Source organism: Thiobacillus sp. SCN 63-57 (genome assembly GCF_001725555.1).
Taxonomy (GTDB): Bacteria; Pseudomonadota; Gammaproteobacteria; order Burkholderiales; family Thiobacillaceae; genus Thiobacillus.
In genome coordinates this window covers 55,691-72,218 of the sequence record NZ_MEGP01000002.1, presented here as the reverse complement: position 1 = coordinate 72,218, position 16,528 = coordinate 55,691, and the positions used below count along the sequence as shown (strand labels likewise).

15 protein-coding genes are annotated in these 16,528 nt (G+C 62.7%); 1 reads left to right on the top strand and 14 read right to left on the bottom strand.

The genetic code is table 11. The features are described 5' to 3' along the window. Positions 1-72: 72 nt before the first annotated feature. The 9 genes from ABT23_RS00965 to ABT23_RS00925 all read right to left on the bottom strand — a co-directional run bounded on the left by ABT23_RS00965 (position 73) and on the right by ABT23_RS00925 (position 13,079). Positions 73-1,263, bottom strand: a complete 1,191-nt coding sequence (locus tag ABT23_RS00965) for an NnrS family protein (RefSeq protein ID WP_296629846.1) — start codon at positions 1,261-1,263, stop codon at positions 73-75. Between the two features lie 69 nt (positions 1,264-1,332). Further along, positions 1,333-1,653 (bottom strand): TusE/DsrC/DsvC family sulfur relay protein, encoded by a 321-nt coding sequence (locus tag ABT23_RS00960; RefSeq protein ID WP_296629844.1) that lies wholly within the window; start codon positions 1,651-1,653, stop codon positions 1,333-1,335. Between the two features lie 101 nt (positions 1,654-1,754). Further along, positions 1,755-3,305 (bottom strand): FAD-dependent oxidoreductase, encoded by a 1,551-nt coding sequence (locus tag ABT23_RS00955; protein WP_296629841.1) that lies wholly within the window; start codon positions 3,303-3,305, stop codon positions 1,755-1,757. A 33-nt stretch (positions 3,306-3,338) separates the two neighbouring features. Next, the gene (narI, locus tag ABT23_RS00950; protein WP_296629840.1) at positions 3,339-4,022 is read right to left on the bottom strand and encodes a respiratory nitrate reductase subunit gamma; all 684 of its coding nucleotides are present in this window, start codon (positions 4,020-4,022) and stop codon (positions 3,339-3,341) included. Positions 4,023-4,038: 16 nt separating this feature from the next. Further along, positions 4,039-4,704, bottom strand: coding sequence for a nitrate reductase molybdenum cofactor assembly chaperone (narJ, locus tag ABT23_RS00945; protein ID WP_296629837.1), 666 nt, complete (start codon positions 4,702-4,704; stop codon positions 4,039-4,041). 12 nt (positions 4,705-4,716) lie between these two features. Further along, complete coding sequence (gene narH / locus ABT23_RS00940; RefSeq protein ID WP_296629835.1) at positions 4,717-6,264, bottom strand: nitrate reductase subunit beta; 1,548 nt, start codon at positions 6,262-6,264, stop codon at positions 4,717-4,719. 125 nt (positions 6,265-6,389) lie between these two features. Further along, positions 6,390-10,091 (bottom strand): nitrate reductase subunit alpha, encoded by a 3,702-nt coding sequence (locus ABT23_RS00935; RefSeq protein ID WP_296629832.1) that lies wholly within the window; start codon positions 10,089-10,091, stop codon positions 6,390-6,392. A 96-nt stretch (positions 10,092-10,187) separates the two neighbouring features. Further along, positions 10,188-11,798, bottom strand: coding sequence for an MFS transporter (locus ABT23_RS00930; protein ID WP_296629829.1), 1,611 nt, complete (start codon positions 11,796-11,798; stop codon positions 10,188-10,190). 27 nt (positions 11,799-11,825) lie between these two features. After that, positions 11,826-13,079 carry a nitrate/nitrite transporter gene (locus ABT23_RS00925; protein WP_296629826.1) on the bottom strand — a complete coding sequence of 418 codons (1,254 nt, stop codon included), beginning with the start codon at positions 13,077-13,079 and terminating at the stop codon, positions 11,826-11,828. A gap of 359 nt (positions 13,080-13,438) precedes the next feature. On the opposite strand from ABT23_RS00925, the gene ABT23_RS00920 reads away from it, so the two are divergent. Next, entirely contained in the window at positions 13,439-13,846 is a 408-nt protein-coding gene (locus ABT23_RS00920) for a c-type cytochrome (RefSeq protein ID WP_296629823.1), read from the top strand. Between the two features lie 102 nt (positions 13,847-13,948). Here the strand turns inward: ABT23_RS00920 and ABT23_RS00915 are convergent, their stop codons facing one another. The 5 genes from ABT23_RS00915 to ABT23_RS00895 are packed head-to-tail and all read right to left on the bottom strand — an operon-like array spanning position 13,949 to position 16,523. Next, positions 13,949-14,551, bottom strand: a complete 603-nt coding sequence (locus ABT23_RS00915) for a nitrous oxide reductase accessory protein NosL (RefSeq protein WP_296629820.1) — start codon at positions 14,549-14,551, stop codon at positions 13,949-13,951. Then, positions 14,548-14,913, bottom strand: a complete 366-nt coding sequence (locus tag ABT23_RS00910; RefSeq protein WP_296629818.1) for a hypothetical protein — start codon at positions 14,911-14,913, stop codon at positions 14,548-14,550. The genes ABT23_RS00915 and ABT23_RS00910 overlap by 4 nt, the downstream gene beginning before the upstream one ends. After that, entirely contained in the window at positions 14,910-15,182 is a 273-nt protein-coding gene (locus ABT23_RS00905) for a hypothetical protein (RefSeq protein WP_296629817.1), read from the bottom strand. Before ABT23_RS00905 ends, ABT23_RS00910 begins: the two co-directional genes overlap by 4 nt. Before the next feature lie 7 nt (positions 15,183-15,189). Further along, the gene (locus ABT23_RS00900; RefSeq protein WP_296629815.1) at positions 15,190-15,711 is read right to left on the bottom strand and encodes a nitrous oxide reductase accessory protein NosL; all 522 of its coding nucleotides are present in this window, start codon (positions 15,709-15,711) and stop codon (positions 15,190-15,192) included. Beyond that, a complete protein-coding gene (locus ABT23_RS00895) occupies positions 15,708-16,523 on the bottom strand; it encodes an ABC transporter permease subunit (protein ID WP_296629813.1) in 816 nt (271 codons plus the stop codon). The genes ABT23_RS00900 and ABT23_RS00895 overlap by 4 nt, the downstream gene beginning before the upstream one ends. Positions 16,524-16,528 lie beyond the last annotated feature (5 nt).

Genomic DNA, 16,528 nt, shown 5'->3' with positions numbered 1-16,528 from the left:
GATCGGCAGAAAAGAGAGCAGGACAGAGCCTGCACCGGTTAGGCCACGCGCGTCAATGCGCGGACCAGGTATTCAGCCGGGCTTGCCGTCGACGCGCGGGCGCAGCAGCATCGGGGCATACACCGCCACGAACAGGCCGAATGCGGCGATCCACACCAGCCCGGCCATGGTCATGACTTGCGTATATGCGGCAGGAAAAAGCAGCGGCAGCGCGACGCGGGCTAGCGCGGCGAGGTTGATCGCGATGAAGGCCACCGTCATGATCGGCGGTGGTTCCAGAGGACGGCCGGTGTGGCCGAGCGAGACGCGCGCCATCATGCCCAGGGTCAGGGCGCCGATGGCGCCGGCGGTGAAGGCATGCAGCGCGCTGCCGGCAGCGGTGTTCCATCCGGCCGCCGACAGTGCCAGCAGCGCGAAGCCGAGCGGGACCCACGCATAGCCCAGGTGGAGGATCCACAGCAGCGGCACCGACCAGAATTTCGGGGTATACCAGCCCGCCAGGCGGATCGCGTGGGCCGCCGCCGCTACAGCGGCAAGCAGGGCCGTGACAGGCGAGGTCGGCGCGACCAGCGCGGCGATCAATGCCAGCAGGGTGGTGGCTGGTACCAGCCATTCGATGATTGTCCAGCGGCGCGCGCGGGTACGCAGCTTGTTGTCGGTGAAGCTGGGGATCACCCGTCCGCCCATTGCCGTGATCATCATGATCACCACATAGACACCCAGATGCAGCCCTGGCCGTGCCGTGCCGGACGTCCAGTGCAGGGCATCGGCGTGCACCAGCGCATTGGCCGCAGCCAGCGCCAGCAACAGGATGGGGAAGGGATAGTTGTGTAGTTGTTTCGTCCGCAGGATCGGCCCTGCCAGCGTGACCGCGAGTACCGGCAGGAACGCCAGGTCGATCAGCGCGATCAGGCCGGTAGGAAGGCCCGGAATCAGGAAGCCCAGCCGCCCCGCCAGCCACAACAGGAACAGGGCGGCCAGCGGACGGCCCGAGGGCGTACGGAGGCCGGTCCAGTTCTGTGCTGCGGTCAGCAGAAAGCCGGCAATCACTGATATGGCGAAGCCGAATACCATTTCATGGCCATGCCAGACCAGCGGAAGCAGTTCGCCGGGAATGACGGCACCGTTCAGGACAAGCAGCCACAGCGCCATCATCAGCACGGCATAGAGGCCGGCCGCCAGGAAAAACGGCCGGAAGCCGAGCGCGAAAGGCGCCCAGCCGGCGGGCGGCAGGCGCTTTGCTAAATCGTCGGTGGGCAGCATGGCCATGTGTGAGGGTGGGAGCAATCAGTTGGGGCGTGGTGCCACGCTGCGCCGTTCGGAGGTCGTCGATCAGCCCGTGCTCCAGGCACGCGGACGTTTCATGCCGGCGATCTTGCAGGCCTGCTTCACATAGCCATACGGGAACAGTTCGAACAGTTTCTTCTGCGCATCCCGGCCCATGCGCTCGGCCAGGTGCTTGATGACGAAGCGGGCATCGGCTGCGATCTGGTGTTCGTCATAGTATTCGCGCATGAAACGGATGGCATCCCAATGGTCGTCGGTGAGCTGGATGTTCTCGCCTTCGGCCAGGACCTTGGCTATTTCCTCGTTCCAGTCACCCGGTTCGATCAGATAACCTTCCGCGTCGCGTTCGGGCAAATCGATGGCCATGATTTTCTCCTGTTCCGATTACATTTCTTAATAATTCATTTCTTATATATGTTTGCATGTTCTGCCGATGCGATCAAGCCAGGATCGGCAGATACACCTCGTCACGTCCCGCCGCCGTGGAACTCGACTCCCGGTTGGCGCTCCGGCAGGGCCTCCACCAGGAGTTCACGCCGTGCCAGTGCCATGGCCTCGACGCCCGGTTCGTTCAGATACGATTTGGCGTCGGACACCGCGGCAACCAGCAGATCGGCCGCCAGTGCGTCGGGATCGCGGCCGACCGATTTGGCCAGCGCCTTGAGCTCGATGCAGGGGTCCGGCGGCAGCCGGATTTCGAGAGGCTTGCCGCCACTGGTCGCCATCAGCGGCGGGTGTTGTTCGCCGCTTTTCCCGGCCAGCACTCGACTCATCACGCCGGCGATGTGCGAAGCGACGGAAGGGGTGTGGCCAGCAGGCTGCAGGCGGATCCGGTTGACGAAGTACTTCTCGAAATCAACCTTGGCCTGATGCACCCAGCGCCCCTGGCGCATCCAGTTGATGTCGCGCAAGGGCACCTGGGGTTCCGACAGGTAGGCGGCGCCGGTGTTGCCCATGTCGCTCAGCCATTTGGCGCGTTGCGGGACATAACTCGTCAGCGGCGCATCGCCGAGCTGGGCCAGGATGTTGTGCACCGCAATCTCGCCGGCTTTCTGGATCGCGTACACCGAGTCGGGAGCACCCACCGGCACCGGGGTGTGGGTCACTGCCGGTTGTGCCACGCAGGCGCCAAGGGCGAATACATTGGGATAGTCCGGATTGCGCAGGTATTCGTCCACGATCACCAGTCCATGCGGGTCGACCAGGCCGGCGGCACTGCGTATGCCGGGTACGCCGCCGAAAGCTGGCCAGTAGACCGAATAGGCGTATGGCAGCGCAAGGGTCTGTTTGACGCCGCCGGCGGCATTGAGTTCGGCGATGTGGAGGACGTCCGCGTCGATGCGCGTCGTGATGGCGTTGCAGATCACACTGATCTTGGTATCGACCAGCGCGGCGGTTACCGCGCCCCGGCTGGCGCCTTCGCCACCAAGGCCGAGATGGCCGGGCCAGGGTTCGGGCGTGACGAGGGTGATCGGCACCCGTTCGCGGATGTTGCGGCGCTTGAGGTCTGCATCGATCAGGAAGGCATATTCGTAGAGCGGTCCCAGCACGCTGGCGCCAAGCGCCGCCCCGATCACGATCGGTCCGGGGTGGCGCACGAACTCACGATAGGCCGCCAGTGCGCGTTCGGCCTGGTCGATGTGGATTACCGAATGCGTGTAGTCGGCGAGGCCGGGAATCGCGTCGGTCATGCCGCTGGCGCCCGTGGCGATCAGCAGCGCATCGTAATACAGCACATCACCGTTCTCCAGGTCGACCTGGATGACGTCGGGATGGATGCGTTCGACGGCGCTGTGGACGAATTTGATGCCGCGAGATTCCAGATAGGGCGCGATGGGAAAGGCAATGTCGGCACGCTCGCGCCAACCCATGGCGACCCAGGGATTGGACGGCACGAAGTGGAAATAAGGCTTGTCCGACACCACCGTCACTTCGTCGTGCGGGCCCAGCTGGGCTTTCAGGGCGTAGGCCGCGGTCACGCCCGCGATGCCGGCTCCCAGGATGACAACATGCGTCATTTCAGTCTCCTTGATTCGTTGGGGTCACGCTGCTCAGCCGCGCGGGCGCACCAGTTGCCAGGCGCGCACGGCGTAGGTCGTCGCGGCAAATCCGCTCCACACATGCACCAGCCGCGTGAACGGGAAGACGAGGAAGATCGTCATGCCGAGGAACAGGTGCGCCTTGAATACCCAGCCGGCGCCGACCAGTAGTTCGACCGCATTGCCGCGGAAGGTGACGATGCGCTGGGCCCATTCGGCCAGCCGGATCATCATGCTGCCGTCCAGATGCTGGGCCGACAACGGAATGGTCGCGAGGCCGAGCAGCAGCTGTAGCCAGAGCAGCAGCAGGATCAGGATGTCGCCGGCTTTCGACGTGGCACGGATGCGCGGCTCGGTCAGGCGGCGATGCAGCAGCAGCGAGATGCCGAAGAAGGCCAGCACACCCGCCGTGCCACCCGACACCATGGCCAGCACCTGTTTGGCCCCAGCACTGATGAAGGGTTCGTAGACAAAGTGCGGCGTCAGCATGCCGAAAAAATGGCCGAAGAACAGGAACAGCACGCCGACGTGGAACAGGTTGCTGCCCAGCCTGAGCTGGCCGCGTTTCAACAATTGCGACGAATCGCTCTTCCAGGTGTACTGCTCGCGGTCGAAGCGGATCAGGCTGCCGAGCAGGAAGATCGTCAGGGCGATATAGGGATAGATCCCGAACAGGAACGTTTGCGAATAGGACATGTTTCGATCCTCCTGATCAATGCGTTGAAGCGGCCGCCTGCCGGCGCGAGGCCGGCATCTGCACCACCGTTACCTGCGGACCGGGCTTGAGCAGCGGTTCGACACCGTCCATCGATGGGCCGAACAGCTCCATGGCCTCGTCCATGTCGCGCACTGGCGGTTCGGCCAGCTCCTGCGCGGCCACCGGAGACAGTGTTTCCAGCACCTGGAAGGCGGTGGCATAGGGGCTGCCGTTGGCGTCGAGCTTGCGGCCGATAGTGGCGAGCACGTGGACCGCGTCGCCCAGTAGTTCAAGGGCTTCGTCGGCCGACAGCAGCGACAGGAACTCGAGGAACAGCGGCACGTAATCTGGCAGTTCGGCGGCAGAGGCATCGAAGTTGTGCTTCCAGTATTCCTGCAGCAGGTCGATCATGGCCGAACCGCGGTCGCGTGACTCGCCGTGGATGTGCTCGAACAGGTGCAGCGAGTGCGATGGATTGCGGTCGAAGGTGGCGACGTAGTTTTCCTGCAGCGCGATCAGCTTCGACTCGTGCAGCAGATCGAACAGCGGCGCGAGTCGCGTCGGTGCGCCGCCATTGAAGTCGGTTTCGTCCTCCAGCGCGGCGTGCATCTCGGGCAGCGCCGCCAGCCATTCGGATTCCGGGTAGCACAGCAGCAGGGACAGGACTTTGAAGGTTTTCATCGTGCGGGCTCCTTAACCGGTTTTCTTCTTGGCGTGCAGTTGCGACAGGTCGACCGGCACCGCATTCCTGCGGTTGCCGAACAGGCTGGTCTTGGGGGATACGCCGTCCGAACAGCCGTTGCCGAACGTGAAGCCGCAGCTCGATTTCTCCTCGAAGGTGTTGATCGTCTCCTCGCGGTGCGTGGTGGGGATGACGAAGCGGTCCTCGTAGTTGGCGATCGCGAGGTAGCGGTACATCTCGTCGGCCTGCGCGGAACTGAGTCCCACCTGGTCGAGCGCGGCGGTATTGGGCTTGCCTTCCACCGACTTGCCGCGCATGTAGGCGCGCATCGCCAGCAGGCGATCGAGCGCGGTGATCACCGGTTTCTCCTTGCCGCCTGTGAGCAGGTTGGCGAGGTAGGTGATCGGGATGCGCAGCGATTGGGTGTCGGGAATGATGCCGTTCATTCCCATCTGGCCCGATTCGGCCGCAGCCTGGATCGGGGAGAGTGGCGGCACGTACCACACCATCGGCAGCGTGCGGTATTCGGGGTGCAGCGGGAAGGCGATCTTCCAGTCGATCGCCATCTTGTACACCGGCGACTTCACCGCGGCGTCGAGCCAGGCTTCCGGGATGCCTTCGGCACGCGCGGCGGCGATGACTTCGGGATCGGAGGGGTCGAGGAAGATCTTCAGCTGCGCTTCGTAGAGTTCCTTCTCGTCGGTGACGCTGGCGGCTTCCTCGATGCGGTCGGCGTCGTACAGGATCACGCCGAGGTAGCGGATGCGTCCGACGCAGGACTCCGAGCACACGGTCGGCTGGCCCGCCTCGATGCGCGGATAGCAGAAGATGCATTTTTCCGCCTTGCCGGACTTCCAGTTGTAGTAGATCTTCTTGTACGGGCAGCCCGAGATGCACATGCGCCAGCCACGGCACTTGTCCTGGTCGACCAGCACGATGCCGTCCTCCTCGCGCTTGTAGATCGATCCGGAAGGGCACGACGCGACGCAGGTCGGGTTGAGGCAGTGCTCGCACAGGCGCGGCAGATACATCAGGAAGGTATTCTCGAAGGTCGAATGCATCTCCTTCTGCACGTTGTCGAAGTTCTTGTCGCGGCTGCGCGAGGCGAACTCGCCGCCGAGATCGTCTTCCCAGTTCGGCCCCCAGTGGATCTTGTCCATCTTCTTGCCGGTGATGGCCGAGACCGGACGCGCGGTGGGCGGCGTCTCCGACAGCGGCGCCTTCTGCAGGTGTTGGTAGTCGTAGGTGAAGGGCTCGTAGTAATCGTCGATCTCCGGCAGATTGGGGTTGCCGAAGAGGTTGGCAAGAATCTTCAGCCGGCTGCCTTGGCGCGGTTCGAGCTTGCCGTCACCCTTGAGTTTCCAGCCACCGTTCCACACGTCCTGGTTTTCCCACTGCTTGGGATAGCCGATGCCGGGCTTCGACTCGACGTTGTTGAACCACGCGTATTCCATGCCTTCGCGCGAGGTCCACACATTCTTGCAGGTGACCGAGCAGGTATGACAGCCGATGCACTTGTCGAGGTTCAGCACCATGGCAATTTGCGCACGCACTTTCATGTTGTTACTCCTTGCCTGACAGGGGCAGCCCCTGTGCTTGTATAAAAATCCCGCGCCGGAGAGAGTGGACGCGGGCGAGGGCGGCGGGAGACACCGCCCTCTAAACCCTCATTCCGGTGTCCGGCTCATCGTTCGACCAGCGGACCTTCCATCCAGTCCACCTTCTGCATCTTGCGCACGATCACGTACTCGTCGCGGTTGGAACCCACCGTGCCGTAGTAGTTGAAGCCGTAGGCCAGCTGCGCGTAGCCGCCGATCATGTGCGTGGGCTTGGTGATGGTGCGCGTCACCGAGTTGTGGATGCCACCGCGGAATCCGCTGACTTCGGCGCCCGGTACGTTGACGATTTTTTCCTGTGCGTGGTACATCAGGCACATGCCCTTGGGTACCCGCTGGCTGACCACGACGCGCGCGGTCAGCGTGCCGTTGACGTTGAACACCTCGACCCAGTCGTTGTCGACCAGGCCCGCCTGCTTGGCTTCGATCTCGGACACCCAGACGTGCGGGCCGCCGCGCGACAGCGTGAGCATGCGCAGGTTGTCGGTGTAGGTGCTGTGGATACCCCATTTCTGGTGCGGCGTGATCCAGTTGAGCACCAGCTCGTGGTGGCCGTTCGGCTTCTTGCCTAGCAGCGGCGCGATCGTCTTGGTGTCGACCGGCGGCTTGTACACGCACAGGCCCTCGCCGAAATCCAGCATCCACGGATGGTCCTGGTAGAACTGCTGGCGTCCGGTGAGGGTGCGCCAGGGAATCAGTTCGTGCACGTTGGTGAAACAGGCGTTGTACGACACGTGCTCCGATTCCAGACCCGACCAGGTCGGCGAAGAGATGATCTTGCGTGGCTGCACCTGGATGTCGCGGAAGCGGATCTTGTCGTCCTCGCGCGAACTGGCCAGATGCGTGTGGTCGCGGCCGGTGATCTTCGACAGGGCCTCCCATGCCTTCACTGCCACATGGCCATTCGTTTCCGGCGCCAGCATCAAGACCACTTCGCAGGCATCGATGGCCGATTCGATCTTCGGCAGCCCTTTACTGATCCCGTCCTCTGTGACGGTGTAGTTCAGTTCGGCGAGCTGCTGAACTTCGACTTCGGTATTCCAGCTGATGCCCTTGCCGCCGTTGCCGACTTTGGTCATCAGCGGGCCCAGTGCAGTGAATTTCTTGTAGGTGTCGCCGTAATCGCGCGTCACCACCGTCATCGTCGGCATGGTCTTGCCGGGAATCGGATCGACCTCGCCATTCTTCCAGTCGCGTACGCCCAGGCTCTGCCCCAGTTCGGACGGCGTGTCGTGCATCAGCGGCGTCAGTACCAGGTCCTTCTGCGTGCCAAGATGGGTGGCGGCGAGCTCGGAGAACTTCTTCGCGATGGTCTTGTAGATTTCCCAGTCCGACTTCGATTCCCACAGCGGCTGTACCGCCTCGGACAGCGGGTGGATGAAGGGATGCATGTCCGAGGTGTTGAGGTCGTCCTTCTCGTACCAGGTGGCCGAGGGCAGCACGATGTCGGAATAGAGGCAGGTGGTCGACATGCGGAAGTCCAGCGTGACCAGCAGATCAAGCTTGCCTTCGGCGCCCTTGTCGTGCCACACCACCTCCTTCGGCTTGGCTTCGCCGAGTTCACCGAGGTCCGGTCCCAGCACCGCGTTCTGGGTGCCGAGCAGGTACTTGAGGAAATACTCGTGTCCCTTGCCCGAGGAACCCAGCAGATTGGAGCGCCACACGAACAGATTGCGCGGGAAGTTCTTCGGGTTGTCCGGATCCTCGCAGGAGAACCTGAGCGCGCCGCTCTTGATCTGCTCGACGGCATACTTGATCGGATCGATGCCGGCAGCATCCGCCGCCCGGGTGATGTCGAGCGGGTTGGTCTCCAGCTGGGGCGCGGAAGGCAGCCAGCCCATGCGTTCGGCACGCACGTTGAAATCGATCAGCCGGTAGTCGCCGTTTTTCTTGTCTGCCGTCGGAGACAGGATCTCCGATGCCGCCAGCTTCTCGTGGCGCCATTGGCTGGTGTGGGCGTAGAAGAAGGAGGTGGAATTCATCTGCCGCGGCGGACGATGCCAGTCGAGGCCGAAGGCCAGCGGCGCCCAGCCGGTCTGCGGCCGCAGTTTTTCCTGGCCGACATAGTGCGCCCAGCCGCCGCCCGACTGGCCGATGCAGCCGCACATCATCAGGAGATTCATGATGCCGCGGTAGATCATGTCGTTGTGGTACCAGTGGTTGAGCGCCGCGCCGAGGATGACCATGGATTTGCCCAGGGTCTTGTCGGCGTTGTCGGCGAATTCGCGCGCCACCGTGATGATGTCGGCGCGCGGCACCCCACAATGCTTCTCGGCCCAGGCCGGCGTGTAGGGCACGTCGTCATCGTAGCTCTTGGGCAGGTTCGGTCCGCCGAGGCCGCGGTCGACGCCGTAGTTGGCCAGCGTCAGGTCGTAGACGGTGGCCACATATACATCCTTGCCGCCGACGCTGATGAGCTTGACCGGCAGGTTGCGGACGAGCAGTTCGTTGTGATCGTCGCCGCCGAAGTAGGGCATGGCGACCTCGACAATGTCGTCGTAGTTGCTCAGCAGGCTCAGCTGCGGCTTCACCTCTTTATTGGAATAGCCGTCGCGCATTTCCAGGTTCCATGCGCCCGATTGACCCCAGCGGAAACCGATCGACCCGTTGGGTGCGACCAGGTAGCCAGTGTTCTCGTCGTACACCACGGTCTTCCATTCGGGATTGTTGTCCTGCCCCATGTGGCCGGTGAGGTCGGAGGCGCGTAGATAGCGGTCGGCGATCAGCTGGCCTTCGTGCATCTTCAACATGACCAGCATCGGCATGTCGTTGTACTGGCGGCAGTAGGTATCGAAATATTGGCTCTTGTTCTTGTTGTGGAATTCGCTGAGGATGACGTGGCCCATCGCCAGCGCCAGCGCGGCGTCGGTGCCCTGGCGCGGCGCCAGCCAGATGTCGCCAAATTTCACCATTTCGCCGAAGTCGCTTGATACCGCCACGGTCTTGGTGCCCTTGTAGCGCACCTCGGTGTAGAAATGGGCGTCGGGCGTGCGCGTCTGCGGCACATTGGAGCCCCACACCATCAGATAGGTCGAGTTGTACCAGTCGGCCGATTCCGGCACGTCGGTCTGCTCGCCCCACACCTGCGGGCTCGACGGCGGCAGGTCGCAGTACCAGTCATAGAACGAGCCGCACACGCCGCCGATCAGCGACATGTAGCGCGATCCGGCCGCATAGCTCACCATCGACATCGCGGGAATCGGCGAGAAGCCGTAGATGCGGTCGGGGCCGAATTCCTTGATGGTGAAGACGTTGGACGCGGCGATCATTTCCGTCACCTCGTCCCACTTGGCGCGCACGAAGCCGCCCTGGCCGCGCACCGACTTGTAGCGCTTGGCCTTCTCGGGGTCCTGGCTGATCGATTTCCAGGCCGCCACCGGGTCCAGGGTCTTCCTCGCCTCGCGCCACATTTCCATCAGGCGGCCGCGGATCAGCGGGTATTTCACGCGCTGCGCCGAATACACATACCAGGAATAGCTGGCACCGCGCGGACAGCCGCGCGGCTCGTGATTGGGCAGGTCGGGGCGGGTACGTGGATAGTCGGTCTGCTGGATTTCCCAGGTGATGAGGCCGTTCTTCACGAAGATTTTCCAGCTGCACGATCCGGTGCAGTTCACCCCGTGGGTGGAACGCACCACCTTGTCCTGCTGCCAGCGGCTGCGGTAGGCGTTCTCCCAGCTGCGGTCTTCGTTGCTGACGACGCCATGGCCGTTGGAATACTCGGCAACGGTCTTCTTGAAGAACGTCAGTCGGTCGAGGAAGTGACTCATTGTTTTGCTCCTTACAGTCGCAGGTGAGGCGTTAGGTGTGAGGCGTTAGGCGCGGGTGACGCGGAGTGCGGGCGTCGGCATGTTTCGCCTCACGCCTTACGGATTCCGAATCTCCGAACCCTTGCGCAGATAGAACCACCAGTTCAACACCAGGCACACCGCATAGAACACGGCGAAGCCGTACATCGCGTTCTCCGGCGTGCCGGCCTTGAGCTGGCCCTTGATGACCTCGGGCGCGATGAAGGAGCCGTAGGCCGCGACCGCCGAGGTCCAGCCGAGCACCGGTCCCGCCTGGGCACGGTCGAAGATCACGCCGACGGTGCGGAAGGTCGAGCCGTTGCCGATGCCGCTGGCGGCGAACAGGATCACGAACACCAGCAGGAACTGGGTGAAGTAGATCTCTGGCGTGGCCGAGTGGTAGGCCTGCATCAGCACGTATCCAGCATAGACCGAAGCGGCGACCATGACGGCCGAGATGATCTGGGTGACGATGGAGCCGCCGACCTTGTCGGAGATCCAGCCGCCCACTGGACGGATCAGCGCGCCGACGAAGGGGCCGATCCAGGCGTATTGCAGCGCCGAGGGGGCGTGCGGGTTCTTGGCATGCACCCAGGCGCCGGTGGCGGCATTCAGGGTGTGGGTGTCGCCGAAGATGACCGTGATCGACAGCGGCAGCGCCATCGAGAAGCCGATGAACGAACCGAAGGTGACCAGGTAGAGCGCCGTCATCGACCAGGTGTGACGGTTCCTGAAGATCGCGAACTGTTTGGCGATGTTCTCCTTCATCGGCCCGAAGGCGGCGAGCTTCAGGATCACCAGCGTGACGACGATGATGAGCGGCATCGCCACCCACATATTGAGCACACCGAGGCCCGTCGGCGCCGGCAGGTAGAGGTAGAGGCCGCCGATGGCAGGGATGAAGACCAGGGTGTAGAGCCAGGTGACCTTGATGAAGGCGGTGATGGCGTTGCCGGCGTCAGGTGAAACTTGCAGCAGGTTGTTCATGCCGAACCAGGCGAGGATGCCGAGCGGCACCAGCGAGAGCACCCAGGTGAGGCCGGCGTTCTGGATGTAGGTCGGCGTGCCAGCGAGGATCTTGCCGAAGATCCAGCCGCTGTCCTTCACCAGCGTCATCGGCTCGCCGCCGAGCGCGCCGAACACGCTGACCGTCATCACCAGCGGGATCAGGATCTGCATCGTCGTCACGCCGAAGTTGCCCAGCCCCGCGTTGATCCCGAGCGCGGTGCCCTGCAGGCGCTTGGGAAAGAAGGTGCTGATGTTGGACATCGAACTGGCGAAGTTGCCGCCGCCGACGCCCGACCACAGCGCCATCAACTGGAACGACCACAGCGGCCAGTCCGGATGCTGCAGGACGATTCCGGTGCCGATCGCGGGGGCCAGAAGCATCGAGGTGGTCAGGAAGATGACGTTGCGCCCGCCCGCCAATCGGATGAAGAAGGAGGAGGGAATGCGCATGGTCGCACCCGCCAGGCCCGAGATCGCGGTGAGCGTGAACAGCTCGTCCTGGCTGAATGGGAAGCCCAGGTTGGACATCTGCACGGTGATGATGCCCCACATCAGCCACACGGCGAATCCGCATAGGAGGGCTGGAACCGAGATCCACAGGTTGCGGTAGGCAATCTTCCTGCCGGTCGTTTCCCAGAAGGTGGCGTCTTCCGGGTTCCATTCCTTGATATTGGTGGGCATAGATCGCTCCTGGCGTTAAAGAGGGAATTACTCGAGCGGGTCGGCGCCTGCGGTCCTGATCATCGGCAGCTTGCGGACCTCGGTCAGGTACATCCAGATCAGCGATACCCAGGTGATGCCGTACATCAGCATGAAGATGCCGCTGTTGATGCCGGTGAGATCGACGATGGCGCCGAACAGGATGGGCAGCACGAAGCCGCCGAGGCCGCCCATCAGGCCGACGATGCCGGAGATGACGCCGATGTTGTCGGGGTATTCGTCGGAGATGTACTTGAATACCGATGCCTTGCCGAATGCCCAGCACAGGCCCAGCACGAACAGCAGCACGGTGAACACCCAGACATTGAGGCCGATGTGCAGCGCGAATTCGCCCTTGGTGGTCTGGATCACCATGTCGGTCTGCGGATACGACAGCAGGAACAGGCAGATCCACGACACCCACATCACCCACCAGGTGAGCCGGTGCGCGCCGACCTTGTCGGAGATCCAGCCACCCACTGCGCGCATCACGCCGCCCGGCAGCGAGAAGCAGGCTGCCATCAGTGCAGCGGTCTTGATGGAGAAGCCGTACTCGGTGATGAAATACTTGGTCAGCCAGAGCGACAGCGCCACATAGCCGCCGAACACGATCGAGTAATACTGCGAGAGCTTCCAGACGTTGGGGTCCTTCAGCGCGGCGAGCTGCTGCCTGAAGGTGATGTGGCTGGGTACGTGATGCGCCGTGTCGGTATAGGTGAAGATCCAGAAGAGCATGGCCACGATCAGCATGGCCACCGCGTACACGTGCGGCACGGACTGCCAGCCGTAGGCGACCACAAGGGAGGGCGCGACGAACTTGGTCAGCGCCGCGCCCGAATTGCCGGCGCCGAAGATGCCCATGGCAAATCCCTGCCGCATTTTCGGGAACCAGCGGGCCACATAGGCGATGCCGACCGAGAAGGAGCCCCCGGCCACGCCGACGAACAGCGCCAGCAGCAGGAAGTGCCAGTAGGCAGTGGCGTAGCCGATCAGCCAGATTGGCACGACCGTCGCCAGCATCAATACGAAAAAGACGATGCGGCCGCCCAGCTTGTCGGTCCACATGCCGAGCGGCAGCCGGATGAGCGAACCTGTCAGCACGGGCGTGGCCACCAGGATGCCGAACTCGGTCTCGTTCAGGCCCAGCATTTTCTTGATGGGGATGCCGATAATCGCGAACATCATCCACACGGCGAAGCAGGCGGTGAATGCCAGCGTGCTCAGCGTGAGCACGGAAATCTGCTTTTGGGTCTGGGTCGCCATGACACATCCTTTACCGAGATTTCAAGACTGGTTTATCTGAAATGTTGACCGCAGTGTATGCCTATGGGTGTAGATGAAAAGGGCGGAATTTGTATGTTTTGAGACGCTTTCTACCTCCAAAGAGGTAGTGGGGGTATTCTGCTAATTCAATGTTTTATCGTAAGTATTTTGGATATTGTTTGGCGTGGAGCAGGGCAATAGATATATTGGGAGTAGCTCTTCAGCAGTGAAGACTGTCCGGAAGTGAGATGCTATATTTTGAACCGTAACGAGGTGGCCAGTCCGATGTGATGCGCGGGCCGCCTGGGCCGGACGCTTTAATGAATCACCCCCCTTTACCAGCACAACAGGAAACTCAAATGAAAAAAGCATCGCTCATCCTCGCCATTTCACTTGCAACGCTATTGGGCGCCTGCGGGAAACAGGAAAGTGCGCCTGAGGCGGCTGCGCCTGCCGCGCCCGAGGCGGCCGCACCGGCACCGGCCGCCATGGAAAAACATGAGGAACCCGCAAATGACGTGGGCAAGAAGGTGTTCGGCGCGGTCTGCGCGCTGTGCCATGCGTCGGGTGCGGCGGGCGCCCCCGTGTTTGGCAACAAGGCCGACTGGGAGCCGCGCATCGCCCAGGGCATGGACGTCCTATACAAGCACGCGCTCGAAGGCTTCAACGGTGCAAAAGGGGCAATGCCCGCACGTGGCGGCAACCCCAAGCTCACGGATGACGAAGTGAAGGCAGCGGTGAACTACATGGTGGATAAAGTCAAATAAATACCAAGTCCGGATGGTCGGACTTGTGCAATGCAGGAACGGGGGAGCATCGCGCTCCCCCGTTTTTTTTTTGAGCCCGTTTGGCTGGGTCGATTACCTGTGTCAGTGGCGATGCTGGCTGTTTCGGCTCAGGGATGCCAACAGGCGGGGCGTCATGTCCGCAGCGGTCAGCACGGTACCGCGGTGCTGGCGGGCAAAGGCGTCGGCAGCCGTGCGGCTGGCGAAGGCGGGCAGGTCGGCCGTTTGCATCGGGCCGGTGATTGTGGAGCCGTGGACGAAATGGGCCTGTCCGGCCTCGATCCATCGCCCGCTCTCGAGGTCGCGTACATAGCTGACGGCGACATCATCGAGCGTGTAGCGCCGATCGTAGTGACTGACCTTGTGGAGGAAGTCGAACAGGTTGACCGGCGAGTCGAAGTAATGGGCGGCGCCGTCCTTGAAAATGGTTTGCGCCGCCCAGTGCGGATAACGGGCTGGGTACATGCCGCATACCGGGCAGCGTGCAGCGGCGGGCACCGGGCGGGGCGCGTACATGGACTGGCCCGCAGCAGGGTCGTAGGGCGTTGCAGGGGCGACGATGCAAAGCTCGTTGTTGAACAGGTCGATGTCGCGTCCCGGCTGCCCGTCGGCGAGCAGCAGCAGGGAGGTGGCGAATGCGATCGTGAGGCCTCCCGACGACAGCAGTCTGGGCGACAGCTGTCTCATCCGGTGTCCTTGACGCCGAGCCGGGGGTCGTCGAGCAGGGCGCGAATCAGATTGCGCAGATTGTCTTCCGGAGCGGCATCGGGACGTGTGATCGGGTCGGCCACGATGCGCCTGGCGGCGTCGTGGAAATGGTTGGGGAAGGTCGCCAGGTCCGGGTGCAAAGGCGCCGTGTCGATACAGGATTCGGCCTCGCCATAGACCCAGCGCAGCGAATAGGCATCCGCCGCGGCATAGCGCACATCCAGCGTCACGCCATTCCTCAGCCGAACGATGAGCGCGTCCTGCCTGTGTTCGACAGGCCCGTCGAGATCGTCCAGGAAAGCGTGTTCGATCGCCGTGCCGAGTTCGAGGTGCAGGCTCATTTGCTGTTGGCCTCCTTCAGGCGCTCGGCGAGCGCGGCACGAGCCGTTTCGCGGGTATCGGCGAGAATCCGGGCTGCCAGATAATGTTCATAGGCCGGATGCTCGGCCACCTCGCCGCGCTGGATTTTCTGCAGGAGTGCCGCTTCGTCGGGCACGCCATGGAACTGCAGGACGGTGTTGCAGTTCTCGCGCAGTTCGTAGGTCAGCCGGGCCAGTTGTTCGATTTCGGTTGCCGTCTCGAACGGGACGCTTTCAAAGAATTCGGGCATGGTGTTCTTACATGTGGCGGTCGTTGAGTACGCCGCCATCCAGTACGACCATGTCGGGCTGGATATCGGCAAAGCGGGTGACCTTGCCGCCGTATTCGGCAGCGAATTTCGTCGCATCCTGTTCCAGCGCAAAGCTGGCAATGGTCGGTCCCATCGATCCTTCGCGTTTGCTGCCGTAGACGTAGTAGGCGGATTTCGCGTCGATCCAGTGGTCGTGCGGTTCGTCCCAGTCCGCCTTGCCCATGTCCTGCACGAAAATGCCGCGCACCTCCCTCACCTGTTCCGGGGTGAGATAGACGTGGAACATCTCGATCGTATCGCAGAAGAAATCCGGCTCCGCTTGCCCGGCGTAGAAGATCTGCGCCTTGGGGCCGGGGTAATCGGCAAGCAGCATGCCGTCGAGGGAGCAGGAGGTGCTGCGGCTGATTTCCAGCGGCGCGACTGCGGTCGGGCCTGCAGACTGACCGCAGGCCGCGAGCAGGGCTGCGGTCAGCGCGGCGAGGATGAATGTCGATCTGATTGATGTCATTTACGGAATCTCCAGCTTGCAATACCCAGGGGCACCACGATCCAGGCAAGCATCACCAGGCCGAGCAGCCAAGGATCGGCCAGTGCACGGGGAAAAACGGTCGCCAGCCCGTACAGGGTACGGACGTCGTCCAGGGAAAAGATGTTGAGGATGCGGAACACGTCGGCAGGGTTCGCCAGCAGCAGATAGGGAAAGATCTCGCCGCCCCACTGGCCGCCGGTGACGACCAGTGCGCCGAGCAGCAGCAGGTCGAACACCAGCACGAAGAAGAACCAGGTGGCGATCGCGAGGCCCGAAGCCCGGGTACGGTCGGCGGCGAATACCGACAGCATCACTGCCAGGCTCAAAAAGGCGCAGCCCAGCAGCACCGAGCTGAGCATGAAGCCGAAGTAGTGATACAGGGCATTGAGGTCGAGCTTGGCCGACAGCACGATCGCCACCAGGCCGAAACCTGCGATGGTCGAGAAGGCCAGCGCGGCGGCCAGCCCGAAATATTTGCCCAGCAGCAGTTCCAGGCGCGTGATCGGCATCGAGAGCAGGAGATCGAGCGATCCCCGTTCGCGCTCGCCGACGATGGCGTCGAAACCCAGGACGAGCGCGATCAGGGGAATCAGGTAGATGACCAGGCTGACCAAGCTGGCAATGGTGAGGTCGATCGAGCGAAAGCCGACGGCGCCTTGCTGTGCTGCGCCGAAGTAGGCGATGACCAGTGCGAAGGCGGTGAAGACCAGCGCCACGGCCAGCACCCAGCGATTGCGGATGCGGTCCCAGAATTCCTTGCTCGCGATGGTGGCGATCTGTGCGATTTCCATGTCGC